Origin of the sequence: Streptomyces sp. cmx-4-9, assembly GCF_046548835.1 — a bacterium.
In the GTDB taxonomy this organism is placed as follows: domain Bacteria; phylum Actinomycetota; class Actinomycetes; order Streptomycetales; family Streptomycetaceae; genus Streptomyces.
This window is the reverse complement of record NZ_JAEBEE010000001.1, coordinates 812,968-825,606: the sequence shown is the minus strand read 5'-3', so window position 1 is coordinate 825,606 and position 12,639 is coordinate 812,968. Positions and strand designations below refer to the sequence as shown.

11 protein-coding genes, 1 tRNA gene and 1 pseudogene are annotated in these 12,639 nt (G+C 70.7%); 10 read left to right on the top strand and 3 right to left on the bottom strand.

Annotation, left to right across the window (positions count from 1 at the left end):
* Positions 1–126: 126 nt before the first annotated feature.
* On the bottom strand, positions 127–1,110 hold the full coding sequence (locus ACLJTM_RS03880) for an XdhC family protein (RefSeq protein WP_411101888.1): 984 nt from the start codon (positions 1,108–1,110) through the stop codon (positions 127–129).
* Positions 1,111–1,371: 261 nt separating this feature from the next.
* Between ACLJTM_RS03880 and ACLJTM_RS03875 the strand changes: the two genes are divergently transcribed.
* From ACLJTM_RS03875 to ACLJTM_RS03850, 6 genes and pseudogenes are all read left to right on the top strand, one after another.
* Entirely contained in the window at positions 1,372–2,067 is a 696-nt protein-coding gene (locus ACLJTM_RS03875; RefSeq protein ID WP_411101887.1) for a pentapeptide repeat-containing protein, read from the top strand.
* A gap of 399 nt (positions 2,068–2,466) precedes the next feature.
* On the top strand, positions 2,467–2,952 hold the full coding sequence (locus ACLJTM_RS03870) for a hypothetical protein (RefSeq protein WP_411101886.1): 486 nt from the start codon (positions 2,467–2,469) through the stop codon (positions 2,950–2,952).
* 1,543 nt (positions 2,953–4,495) lie between these two features.
* Positions 4,496–5,152 (top strand): annotated as a pseudogene (locus tag ACLJTM_RS03865) (helicase-associated domain-containing protein); the annotation flags it as partial.
* Between the two features lie 12 nt (positions 5,153–5,164).
* Positions 5,165–5,452 carry a hypothetical protein gene (locus ACLJTM_RS03860; protein WP_411102298.1) on the top strand — a complete coding sequence of 96 codons (288 nt, stop codon included), beginning with the start codon at positions 5,165–5,167 and terminating at the stop codon, positions 5,450–5,452.
* Positions 5,453–5,877: 425 nt separating this feature from the next.
* Positions 5,878–6,072 carry a hypothetical protein gene (locus ACLJTM_RS03855; protein WP_411101885.1) on the top strand — a complete coding sequence of 65 codons (195 nt, stop codon included), beginning with the start codon at positions 5,878–5,880 and terminating at the stop codon, positions 6,070–6,072.
* A gap of 41 nt (positions 6,073–6,113) precedes the next feature.
* Entirely contained in the window at positions 6,114–6,329 is a 216-nt protein-coding gene (locus ACLJTM_RS03850) for a hypothetical protein (RefSeq protein WP_411101884.1), read from the top strand.
* A gap of 186 nt (positions 6,330–6,515) precedes the next feature.
* Here the strand turns inward: ACLJTM_RS03850 and ACLJTM_RS03845 are convergent, their stop codons facing one another.
* Both ACLJTM_RS03845 and ACLJTM_RS03840 read right to left on the bottom strand, forming a co-directional pair.
* Positions 6,516–7,076, bottom strand: coding sequence for a calcium-binding protein (locus ACLJTM_RS03845; protein ID WP_411101883.1), 561 nt, complete (start codon positions 7,074–7,076; stop codon positions 6,516–6,518).
* Positions 7,077–7,969: 893 nt separating this feature from the next.
* Positions 7,970–8,041, bottom strand: a tRNA-Arg gene (locus ACLJTM_RS03840).
* A gap of 106 nt (positions 8,042–8,147) precedes the next feature.
* On the opposite strand from ACLJTM_RS03840, the gene ACLJTM_RS03835 reads away from it, so the two are divergent.
* The 4 genes from ACLJTM_RS03835 to ACLJTM_RS03820 all read left to right on the top strand — a co-directional run bounded on the left by ACLJTM_RS03835 (position 8,148) and on the right by ACLJTM_RS03820 (position 12,639).
* Complete coding sequence (locus ACLJTM_RS03835) at positions 8,148–8,618, top strand: response regulator (protein WP_411102272.1); 471 nt, start codon at positions 8,148–8,150, stop codon at positions 8,616–8,618.
* A gap of 155 nt (positions 8,619–8,773) precedes the next feature.
* The gene (nrtL, locus tag ACLJTM_RS03830; protein WP_411101882.1) at positions 8,774–9,793 is read left to right on the top strand and encodes an ArgS-related anticodon-binding protein NrtL; all 1,020 of its coding nucleotides are present in this window, start codon (positions 8,774–8,776) and stop codon (positions 9,791–9,793) included.
* Positions 9,794–9,818: 25 nt separating this feature from the next.
* On the top strand, positions 9,819–11,210 hold the full coding sequence (gene lysA, locus ACLJTM_RS03825) for a diaminopimelate decarboxylase (RefSeq protein ID WP_411101881.1): 1,392 nt from the start codon (positions 9,819–9,821) through the stop codon (positions 11,208–11,210).
* A 127-nt stretch (positions 11,211–11,337) separates the two neighbouring features.
* The gene (locus tag ACLJTM_RS03820) at positions 11,338–12,639 is read left to right on the top strand and encodes a homoserine dehydrogenase (RefSeq protein WP_411102271.1); all 1,302 of its coding nucleotides are present in this window, start codon (positions 11,338–11,340) and stop codon (positions 12,637–12,639) included.

Sequence of the window (12,639 nt, the reverse complement as noted above, 5' to 3'; positions counted from 1 at the left end):
GACGGAACCGGACGACGAGCAGAGCCGGGCAACGAGCAGAGCCGAACAGCGAGCAAAACCGGGCGACGAGCCGGGATGGACGACCGGCGACCAGTGACCGGCGACCAGTGACCTGCGACAGTGCGCTCAGCCGCGCAGGGGGCCGTCGGAGTCGCGCAGCGCCCGGCTGTCCCGGCCGCTGAGCACCCCCACGATCTCGGCGCAGATGGCCAGCGCCGTCTCGGCCGGCGTCCGGGCGCCGAGGTCCAGCCCGATCGGCCCGTGCACCCGGGCCAGCTGCGCCTCGCCCACCCCCGCGGCGACCAGGCCCTCCCGTCGTCGCGCCGTCGTCCGCCGCGAGCCGAGCGCCCCCACGTACGGGATGCCGAGCGCCAGCGCCGCCCGCAGCGTCGGCACGTCGAAGTCGGGCTCGTGGCTGAGCAGCACCAGGCAGGCGGCGTCCCGGTGGCCTTCGAGCACCTCGCGGGCCTGGGCCGCGGACTCCACGATCTGCGCACCCCACCCCAGCAGGGCCGCCTGCCGCTCGATGATCTCGGCGAGCTCTCCGGCACCGCCGATGACCACGTACGGAGCCGATGGGTACGCCTCCACCAGCACCAGCCCCGACTGCCCGTACAGCGCGTCCCGCCCGGGCCGGCGCGTCCCCAGCAGCTCCCCGGCCCGCCGCCCCGCATCGTCCCGCGGCGCGTCCGTCGCCCGTACGGCCTCGCTGCGCGCCTGGTCCGCCGCCTCGTTCAACCGGGTCACCAGCGCCACCCCGGCCCCGTCGCCGAGCAGCTCCCACCACTCGGCCGGGATCGCCGACAGCGGCTGCAGCAGGATCTCCGCCTGCCCGCCACAGGTCAGCCGCGCCGCGACGGCCTCGGCGCCCCGCACGGACACCTCGCACACCCGCGCCGTGTCCCCCTCGGCCATGGCCCCCGCCTCGGCGACGAGCTCGGCGTCGAACACCCCCCGGTACAGGGCGCCGACACACTCCCCCCGCGCATCGACGAGGACGGCCCCGGCCGGATCCCGCGGCCCGAACCCCTGCTCGGTGACGGGCCGGGCCAGGAACCCGGCCCGCCCCTCGGCCACCCACTGCTGTGCCGTCTCCACCAGCTCACGCATCCGTGCCGCCCCATCCCGAAAGAGCCCACTCCGCAAAGCACCAGGTCAATAGCACCATGCAGCCTCATTCCCCACCCTACGCACGCCCCCCGCCCCCACCCATCCCCCGATCCCACAGACCCACCCCCACCCCCTCGTACAGACCACCGGACCCCCACGCCGGGGCCTCCGCCGACTGGACGGTCATCCGATCGGCCCGTTGCAGGTGGGTCGCGGGCGGTGATGCATAGACCGTCCGCGCACGGATCATGAGGGAGCGTCATGGGTGGTGTCGGCCTCGAACGCGTCGCAGCGGTACTGGCTCTGATCGTCGTGGGCATCGGGCTCGCGGCCTACGGATGGCACATGGCCAAGAAGGGTCCTGAAGGCACGACCGCACGCGTGGAAGTCCTCTCCGGCATCGGCGGCGGCCTGATCACCGGCTTCGCGGTCGGGCTGAGCGTGCTGTTCCTGGAGAAGGGCTTCGTCGCCGCACAGGAACGCGCTGTATGGCGAGCCAACGTGGAGATCGCCGAAAGCATCCCCGGGTTCACCCCCGGGAACCGGTCTCTGGCCGGCATGCACTTCACGGGCAAGAGAATGAAAGGCGCCGACTTCAGCGGCCTCGACCTGCGGGAGATCAGCTTCCGCGACGCAGAACTCCTGGGAGCGGACTTCGACGGCGCCGACCTGCGGGGCGCCGACTTCACCGGAGCCAACCTGGAGACGGCCAGTTTCCGCAAGGCCGACCTGTCCGGAGCCCTCCTCCTCAGTGCCAATCTGGGCCGCGCGGAGATGCGGGACATCGTGGCCCTGCGCGACACCCAGGTGAACAAGAAGACGTGCTGTCCACCCCGGCTCTTCGAGCAGCGCAGAGAACTCAAGGCCCAGGTCAAACCGATGACCTGGTTCGACGACCAGGGAAACCCCGTGAAACACCACGGCACGAAGGGCCCCTGCCCTCACTGGACCAGTTGACTCGGCAGCCGGGGGGGGGGTGCGGTACGGAGGCCACGCGTGGTCAGGGGGTGGTCGTGACGGGCCGACGCCGGGTGGGCAAGTTTCGGTGGGCAAGTCTCGTCCGGTCCAGCAATTCTGCGACCGTTCCGGGCTGCCGTACGTGGTCTTCCAGGCGACCCGGGGACGCAACGCCATGGCCGAGCAGCCGGACTTCCCCGCGACGCTGGCGCATTCCCCTCTTCCTGGGGCCGAGCTGGTGGCCGGGCTGCAGACCACCGACTGGAACCAGGCGCTGCGTTCCCTCGCAGTCGCGGCTCCGGACGACGCCCCGAGCATTGCGGTGATCGACGAGGTGCCGTGGCTGGTGGAACAGGACGGGGGTCCGAGGGGGCGCTGCAGACGGTCTGGGACCGGCACTTGTCCGCCAAGCCCGTCCTGCTGATCCTGGTCGGCAGTGACATGTCGGTGATGGACGCGCTGCAGTCCTGTGGCCGCCCCTTCTCTGGCCGGGCGGCCAAGATGACCGTACATCCGCTGCATCAGGCCGATGTGCAGGCCATGACCGGCCTTGACGCGGTGGAAGCGGTGGACGCGCTGCTCATCACCGGTGGGTTCCCGGAGATCATTCAGTCCTGGCGGCCGGGGATGGGATGCCGAGACTTTCTGCGCGAGAAGTGGAGCCGCAGCCGTCCGGCCGGCGCGAGTACGACGCCCTGGTGCGGGACATGCCCGCCGTGCCCGGTGCCGAGCCGGACACGGCGCTGGTGGCGGTGTCCCGCTGTGGTGTTGAGGACGATCTGCCTCTTGCGGCGCATCGGGGTCCGGAGGACCTTGTTCGCGCCTGGCAGTGGTCAGGGAAACCGGGAGGGTGGTGACGCGGCCGGGTTCACCCCCGCGGGGTGACCGGACGGCGCTAGCCTGACCGGGTGGATGCGCGTACCGCCCTTGTGAAATGGCTGGGAACCCTGGATCCTCAGCGGCTGGCCGCGTTGCTGGAAGAGCGCGATCTGCCGCTCGCCGCCGGGTACCGAAAGATCACCACCCTTCGTGAGCTCGCCGAACACCTGCTCACTGACGAGTCGGTGGTCCGGGGCCTGATGGCGGGCACCGCCGGAGAACTGGAATTGCTTGCTTCCATCGCCGCCCTTGCTCTGGAGCGGCACGGCCCCGCAGCCGGTGGCGAGGCCGAGGACGGGCCCCGATATCCCTGGCAACAGCGGAAGCCCGTTCCCTCGGTGGAACCCGCGGACCGATTGGTGCCTGAACGGGACGTACTGTCCTGGTTCGAGCCGGGGGAGAAGCGGCAGCGGGCGGAACACACACTCACCCGACTGCGGGAGCGCGCGCTGTTGCTCCCCGCGCCCAAGGGCCGACTGGCGCTCCCACCACTGCTGCACGTCCGCGCCGCCGGGTTCGACGGTTACGGTCGTACGGCCGACCGGTTGCTGACCACCGCCTACAACGCCCCCGAGGTCAAGCGGATCGCCGCAAACCTCTTCGGCGAGGGGGCGGCCCGTACCCGCGACCAGGCCCAGGAGATGATCACCGCTCTGCTCGCCGATCCCGCCCGGGTGCGGGCACTGGTGGCGGACGCCCCGGTCCGGGCGCTGGAGCTGCTGGACCACCTGGTGTCCGGCCCGCCGCTGCTGCGGACCCACTGCTTCGTCGGCCGGTACGGGTCGCAGTACGCGGGCCCGGACGCCAAGTACGTCTTCCGAGAGGGCGGCAGCGGCGACGAGGGCACCGACTGGCTGGCCGGACGCGGACTGCTGATCCCCTCCGGCCTCGACCTGGTGGAACTTCCGTACGAGGTCGCCCGTGCGCTCCGCGATGCGGGCGCGGCGCCCAGCCCCCGGCTGGAACCAGAGCCGTTCACCGCCACCGCGCCGCTGCCGTCCGGCTGGGAGGGCGAGGGTGGCACGGCCGCCGCGGCGGCCGCCTGGCGGGCCGAACTGGTACTGCGGGCGCTGGCCGCCCAGCCGGTCGCGATCCGCAAGGCGGGCGGGATCGCCGTACGGGACACCCGGAGGCTGGCCAAGGCGGCCGGGGCCGATGAGGCAGACACCCGGCTGTGGCTGGACCTCGCGGTGAGCGCCGGCCTGGCCGCGCCTCAGGACGACGAACCGGCCCCCGCTTCCCGCGGCCGCCGGAACCCCAAGGCCCCCAAGCCCTCCGCCCGGCTGTTGCCGAGTGACCGCTACGACGCCTGGGCCGCCGCCCCCGCAGCGGGCAAGCTGCTGCCGTTGCTGGCCGCCTGGGCCGTGGTCCCGGCAGTACTCAGCCACTGGCCGGACCCCGACGAGACCCCGGTCGCGCTCATCAGCCCGCAGGACGAGGACGCCGTGACCCTCCGCACCGGGGTCCTACGAGCGCTTGCCATCCTCCCCGACGGACACGGGCTGCCCTCGAACGCGCGCGGATACACCGAACTCCTCTCCTCGGCCGCATGGTTCCAGCCCGCCCTGCGCGCTCACCTGGCCGCAGACGCCACTGGGGAGCTGACCGGCCTGGACGGAGTCCTCGACCGCATGGCGGCCACCCTGACCGAGGCGGCCCTGCTCGGCGTGGTGGCCCACGGCGCGCTCACCCCCGTCGGGCGGTCCCTGTGCCGGCTGCTGGAGGCGGGAGCCGCCCACCACTATCCGGCAGTGCCCGGAGCGGGCGCCGACCCGTCCGCCCGCGGTTCGGAGGGCCTGGGCGAAGACCTCGCCCTCCGCCCCACCCTGGCGCAGGCGGTGACCACCCTCCGCGAGGAGCTGTACGCAGCGCTGCCCGGCCCCAGCGACAAGGCCCGCTTCCAGAGCGACCAGACCGCCACGGTCACGGGGCGCCCGCGCCCGCCCTCGCCGACCTGCTCTCCGCCGTCGGCGACATCGAGTCCGAGGGGCACGCGGTGGTCTGGCGCATCACGGCAGCCTCCATCCGCCGGGCCCTGGACACCGGGTGGAGCGCGGACGAACTCCTCGACCGCCTCACGGCGGCAAGTGAGCGCGACACCCCCCTCCCCCAACCACTGGCCTACACGATCAAGGACACCGCCCGCACCCACGGACAACTCAAGGTCGTCCGCTCCGCCTGCTGCATCCGCTCCGACGACACCGCCCTGATCGCCGAGGTGGCCCAGTCCCGCGGCCTGGCCAAACTCCGCCTTCGCCGGATCGCCCCCACGGTCCTGATCTCCACGGCCCCGCCGGAGGAGACACTGTCAGCCCTCCGCACGGCCGGCTACGCCCCCACCCAGGAAGCCGAAACGGGCACCACGCTCCTAGAGCGCGCTCCCACCGACCGAGCCCCGAGCCTCCTGCCCACCCTGGACCACGCTCACGCCGCCTACGGTGAACCGGGTCGCGGCGCCCCCGAGAGCGCCCGCGCATTGGCCGCCACCCTCACCCGCACCGCGTGATCGGCGTAGGTGCGCCTGTTGAGCTCGTCGCCCGAGGTGTTGACAGGGTCGTCGCCAAGTGAGCGTTCGGAGCCCATGCTTGGATGCCAGCCACGGCACGGGAGCTGTGGGTGTCGCCTGAGCGGATGCCTGGGTGACGGCTCCACTGCAGCTGGGGCGAGACCGGCTGGGGCACTACTTCACCGCGCTGGCAACTCACCGGAGGTCATTTATCCGCGATACGAAGGCTGCATCAGCGGCCACGAGGAGCTGAACAGCGCGAAGATCGCGAAAGCCATGGGATGGGCAGAACCCCTGTGACCACGAGGAATGGCGCACACCAATCTACGCTCGTGCGACAAGTGACGAGCCGATGAGGGCTGTTGGGGATCCTGTTGGTCATATCCGGGTGCGTCGGCCGACAGACGACGACCACGACGGGGTCCGTGACCACGACGGTGGTGCAGGACAGTCAGTGGGTCACGGCTGCCATCTCCGCCGGAGCTGTGCTCATCAGCTCGGCCGCTGCCGCCTGGATCACCCACTACTTCACTGGACGGCCTGAGAGGAGGAGGCAAGAGCACGCCGATACTCAGGAGGCGGCCAAGCGCGAGCACCAAGCCAAGCTGTCGCACGAGTAGCGCATTCGCGATGGGGTGATCGCACCTCTACAACAATCTCGATGATGCTCCAGGACTTCCGGGCGAAGATCGGTGGGGCCACGGGAGCCGCGGACACGATGGCCGCCACGCTCCTGTACGACGAGTGCTCCGCCGCCGTCCGCCGGCACCACGACGACGCCCTGCCCGTCATCCAGGCAATACCGGACCTGGAGCTCCGGCAGCGGGCCAACGCTGCCTTTTGTGGCTTACGGAGACCGGGCAGCCGGCACCGCTGAAGCCTTGTCGAATTTGACCACCCGCCCGGAAGCCGCAAGGCTGGTCGGGACGCGCGAGCGGTTCTACGAGCGCGCCCGACGGGTGATCAGCGATGCCTCCACCGGAGGTGCGCCCCTCACAGGGTCCAGCGCGTAGCAACAGTGCAATCCGAGCCTTCACGCTTGGCACTTCGGTGCAGGCGACTGTCAGTCACACGAGACTGTTGCCTCGACATTGATGCAGGTGTCATTTCCAGCTTCACCGTCCGCGACATCGCTGCCGTCGCCGCCGTCAATGATGTCATTTCCGCTTCCGCCAAATAGCACATCACTATGGCTTCGGCTGTCGAGCTGGTCGTCTCCGGCGTCGCCCCACATCTTGTCAGCGGAGCTGCCGCTGTAGAGATAGTCATTGCCAGGACCACCGTGCAGTGTGGGTCTGAGGCTGGTGAAGTTGTAAACTCGGTCGTCCCCGTCTCCGGCTTCCACGTTAACTCTGAAGACGTTGGCATCCGCCGGGATGTTGATGTCCCTATCGCCGAGCGGACCCGTCACTGCATCGCCGTCATCGAAGACGTGCACGGTGCCGAGACCATTCTCGTCGACTATCCCGTGGATGATGATGACGTTGTTCTTTCCCGGGGCTGCCTTGACCTGCAAGTAAAAGTTGTTGTCCCAATCGACGTAAGTTCCTGTCGGAGCGCGATGGCTCACTGCCTCGGCTTGGTATGTGAGCCCGGTGGGCGCTGCTATGGCCAGCGCTGCCATGAAGGTTCGGGTGCAGTGGAAGAGTCGGCCCATCGAGACACACCACCGATGTGAGCGGAGTTACTCCTATAAACAGAACGCACCGTCGCGAGTTATTGCCGGGCGCAAGGGCATACCCTCAGCATCCCACCGTGCAGACGGCACTGCATACCGGTGCTCCTGAAGTCAGGGCTCCAAGTCGGTTCAGTGGATGTCGGTGATGCGGCAGCCCCTTGAATCGCGGGGCCCGGGAGAGGCACGACGGAGCCGGTGCGCCGAGGTGTTCGAGGGAGAGTTGCCGCAGCATCAAGTACGCCTATTACAAGGGACTTAACCCCCGAACGTGCCCAGCCGATTGGTCATTCTGGCCAGATGGCGCGCGCCTCAGCGCTCCCCTCTTGTCGCAAGACCTGCCGAGTGTCAACAACGCTCGTGATCAATACACCTACGGCATACCTAGGATCACGTGGGCGACACTCTTCGGCGGCCTCATTACGGTCGTATCCCGGGGCTGTCCCGTAGTCGCCTGCGGAGCCGTACGCTTTGGCGCGCGTCGGAGCACCCGCATACGCCTGGCCGGTGTGAAGGTGCCCCGCCGTCTTGCGGTGCACCGCATCCGCCGACGTGCGCCGATCCGCAGAGGCTTGCGGGAGCCCAGACCACGATCCCCCGGCGCGGATGTCAACGGCCCAGGCCGGCAGTACCGGGGCCGAGCGTGGAACGCCAGCGGACGTCCGTCCTGCAGGTGCTGTGATCGTTGAAGGTGTCGGAGTGCCGGCCATGGGTCCACACGCTCCCCGGACGGGACCAGTGCGTAACAACGACAAAGGCCCGGACTCAGTGGGACTGAGTTCGGGCCTTCATGCTTGGCACTTCAGCTGGTCAGCGACTTGATCGCGTTGTTCCGACTGGAGTGCCCCCGGCAGGATTCGAACCTGCGCACACGGCTCCGGAGGCCGTTGCTCTATCCCCTGAGCTACGGGGGCGTGTCGCTGGTGTTGCTGCGACGGGTTGAACACTACCAGCTTCCCCGGGGTGATCAGGAACCGGTTTGAGGGGGATGGAGGGCCGCGTCGCCCGGGCGGGGTGGAAGTGGCGAAAACCCGGACGCGGGGGCTCGGCTCGACCTACTCTCGAGTTGTGCCAGGCGTCTCGGGCCGGGTGCTTGTTGTCGACGACAACAAGGTCATCCGGCAGCTGATCAAGGTCAACCTCGAGCTGGAGGGCTTCGAGGTCGTGACCGCGAACGATGGTGCCGAATGCCTGGACGTGGTGGAGCAGGTGCGTCCTGACGTGATCACCCTTGATGTGGTCATGCCGCGGCTCGACGGGTTCGCCACCGCTGCGCAGCTGCGGGCCGATCCGCGGACCCGGCACGTGCCGGTGGCGATCGTGAGTGCCTGTACGCACCACGAGGTCGAGTCGGGGATCGTGGCCGGTGTGGACGCGTTCGTCGCCAAGCCCTTCGAGCCCGCCGAGCTGGTGCAGGTCGTGCGGAGGCTCGCCGCGCGCAAGGACCGGCAGGAGCGGGAGGGCACGGCTGCCGGACGCGGCACGGGCTGAGCCCCCCCAGCGGCCTGGTCCCCCCAGCCCCCAGCTCCTCAGCTTCCAGCCGCTCGGCCCCCGGCACCTCGGCGTTCAGCCCCAGCCCCCAGTCCCCGGTTTCACATGGCGAAACCCTTCGCATGGCCTGGGGGCTTCTCCCCTAGGCTGGTCACGTGACCCCCGCCGACCTCTCCCGTACGCTCGTGCGCGCCGTGTGCCGTGCCGTCGAGGACGGGGAGCTGCCGGGCGGGGCGGCGTTGCCCGGGGGGCGGGCCGTCGTCGAGCGGACGCGGCCCGGCGGGGTGGGGGAGTACGCCACCCCCGTCGCCTTCCAGGTGGCCAAGCGTGCCGGGCTCCGTCCCGCCGAGGTCGCACGGCTCCTCGCCCGGCGGCTCGGTGCCGAGCCCGGGATCCGGCAGGTGGAGATCACCGGCGCGGGGTTCCTGAACTTCGTGCTGGTCCCGCCGTCCGTTGCCGAGGCCGTCCGCGCCGCCGCCCTCCATGCAGCCCGGCCCACCCCCGCCACCCCTGCCCACACCCCCCTCCCCCCCACTCCCGCCGCGCCCAGCGCCTCCCGGGAGCAGGTCGTACGTGAGGCCGTGCTGCGGATCCGGGGCAGCCAGGGGCTCCCTCCCACCGCGGCCCCCGCCCCGGCCCCGACCGCGGCCCCCACCCCCGACCCCACCCCGGCCCCCGCCCCCGTCGCCCGGCGTGACGGCGACGTGTCGGCGCGCTACGGGCCCGACGCGGCCCGCTGGGCCATGCTCGCCGTCGCACCCCGCGAGACCCCCGTCTTCTCCCCGGTCCTCCTGGTCCAGGGTGAGGAGAACGAGTTCTTCCGCGTGCGGTACGCCCACGCCCGCAGCCGGGCCCTCCTGCGCAACGCCGCCGACCTCGGGTTCTCGCCCGCGGTCGGGGAGGTCGACGCACCCGCCCTGCTGCGGGTGCTGTCGGAGTACCCCCTCGTCCTCGAAGCCGCCGCCCACCACCAGGCCCCCGAGCGGCTCGTCCGGTACCTCGTCGAGCTGGCCGACGCCCTGCTCGACTTCGTGTACCGGGTCCCCGTGCTGCCCCGCGGGGACGAGAAACCCTCGGCCGCCCACCGCGCCCGGCTGGCTCTTGCCGAAGCCGCCGGGACGGTGCTGGCCGGCGGCCTGGCCCTCCTCGGCATAGACGCACCCGAACGCCTGTGACCTGCGAAGAGAGACAAAGAAACCGATGAGCCGTTCTGCGCACCCCGCCGGGCCCCGTCACGCCGACGTCCTGCCCGAGGGGCACTATTCCCCGCCGGCCGCCGACCTGAACGCCCTCGACGAGAAGGTCTGGGCCCGGACCGTGCGCCGCGGGGACGACGGTGTCGTCTCCGTCGGCGGCAGGGAAGTGACCGCGCTCGCCGAGGAGTTCGGCACCCCCGCCTACATCCTCGACGAAGAGGACTTCCGGGCCCGCTGCCGTGCCTGGGCCCACGCCTTCGGCAAGGACGCCGACGTGTTCTACGCCGGGAAGGCCTTCCTCTCCAAGGCCGTCGTGAAGTGGCTGCGGGAGGAGGGACTGAACCTCGACGTGTGCTCGGCCGGTGAGCTGACCACCGCCCTCGCCGCCGACATGCCCGCCGGGCGGATCGCCTACCACGGCAACAACAAGTCCGTCGCGGAGATCACCCGCGCCGTGGAGGCGGGGGTCGGGCGCATCGTCCTCGACTCCTTCCAGGAGATCGCCCGCGTCGCGCACGTCGCCCGTGGGCTCGGGGTGCGCCAGCCCGTGCAGATCCGGGTGACGGTCGGTGTGGAGGCGCACACCCACGAGTTCATCGCCACCGCCCACGAGGACCAGAAGTTCGGCATCGCCGTGGCCGACGGCTCCGCCGCCGAGGCGGTGCGCCGCGTACTGGGGCACGACTCCCTGGAGCTGCTCGGCATCCACTCCCACATCGGCTCGCAGATCTTCGACATGGCCGGTTTCGAGGTGTCCGCCAGGCGCGTGGTGCAGCTGCTGGCGGCCGTACGGGACGAGCACGGGGTCGAGCTGCCCGAGATCGACCTCGGCGGCGGCCTCGGCATCGCCTACACCTCCGACGACGACCCGCGCGAACCGCACGAGATCGCCAAGGCGCTGACCGAGATCGTGGGCCGGGAGTGCGAGGCGGCGCGGCTGCGGGCCCCGCGGATCTCCGTGGAGCCGGGCCGGGCCATCGTCGGCCCGACCGCCTTCACCCTGTACGAGGTCGGCACCATCAAGCCGCTGGAGGGGCTGCGGACGTACGTCAGCGTCGACGGCGGCATGTCCGACAACATCCGCACGGCCCTCTACGACGCCGAGTACTCCATCTCCCTGGTCTCGCGCCGCTCCGACGCCGAACCGGTGCTGGTGCGGGTCGTCGGCAAGCACTGCGAGAGCGGGGACATCGTGGTCAAGGACGCGTTCCTGCCCGCCGACCTGGCCCCGGGCGACCTGCTGGCGGTCCCGGCGACCGGCGCGTACTGCCGCTCCATGGCGAGCAACTACAACCACGCGCTGCGCCCGCCGGTGGTGGCGGTGCGCGACGGTGAGGCTCGGGTGATCGTGCGCCGCGAGACGGAGGAAGATCTCCTGCGCCTGGACCTCGGATGATGAAATAGGTGTCTCACTCAATGGACCGGGGATGGAAACTGCTGTCCATTGAGTGAGACTGGTTCACACCCGGCGGGCAAACCGCGCGCCGGGTACTGATGGAAGATCGAAAGGCGTAGGTCGAATGATGCGTACGCGTCCGCTGAAGGTGGCGCTGCTGGGCTGTGGAGTGGTCGGCTCAGAGGTGGCTCGCATCATGACGACGCACGCCGACGATCTGACGGCCCGGATCGGCGCGCCCGTCGAGCTCGCGGGCGTCGCCGTGCGCCGCCCCTCCAAGGTGCGCGAGGGCATCGACCCGGCGCTCATCACCACCGATGCGACCGCCCTCCTCAAACGGGGCGACATCGACGTGGTCATCGAGGTCATCGGGGGCATCGAGCCCGCCCGTACGCTGATCACCACCGCCTTCGAGAACGGTGCGTCGGTGGTCTCGGCGAACAAGGCGCTGCTCGCCCAGGACGGCGCGGCTCTGCACGCCGCCGCCGAGCAGCACGGGCTGGACCTCTACTACGAGGCGGCCGTCGCCGGCGCCATCCCGCTGGTCCGCCCGATGCGCGAGTCCCTCGCCGGGGACAAGATCAACCGGGTGATCGGCATCGTCAACGGCACCACGAACTTCATCCTCGACAAGATGGACTCCACCGGCGCCGGGTACCAGGAGGCGCTCGACGAGGCCACCGCCCTCGGGTACGCCGAGGCGGACCCCACCGCCGACGTCGAGGGCTACGACGCGGCCGCCAAGGCCGCGATCCTGGCCGGCATCGCCTTCCACACCCGGGTCCGCCTGGACGACGTCTACCGCGAGGGCATGACCGAGGTCAGCTCCGCCGACTTCGCCTCCGCCAAGCGGATGGGCTGCACCATCAAGCTCCTGGCGATCCTGGAGCGCGCCGCGGACGGCGCGTCCGTCACCGCGCGCGTGCATCCGGCGATGATCCCGCTGACGCATCCGCTGGCCTCCGTCCGCGAGGCGTACAACGCGGTCTTCGTCGAGGCCGAGGCGGCCGGGCGGCTGATGTTCTACGGGCCGGGGGCGGGCGGCTCGCCGACTGCTTCGGCGGTCCTCGGCGACCTGGTGGCCGTGTGCCGCAACAAGCTCGCCGAGGCGACGGGGCCGGGCGAGTCGGCGTACACCCAGCTGCCGGTCAGCGCCATGGGCGAGGTCGTCACCCGCTACCACATCAGCCTGGACGTGGCGGACAAGCCGGGCGTGCTCGCCCAGGTGGCGACCACGTTCGCCGAGCACGGCGTGTCCATCGATACCGTACGACAGCAAGGACGTCCGGACGGGGTCGGCAACGAGGCCTCCCTCGTGGTCGTCACCCACCGCGCACCCGACGCCGCCCTTTCCGGGACCGTCGAGGCGCTGCGGAAGCTGGACACCGTGCGCGGTGTCGCCAGCATCATGCGTGTTGAAGGGGAGTAA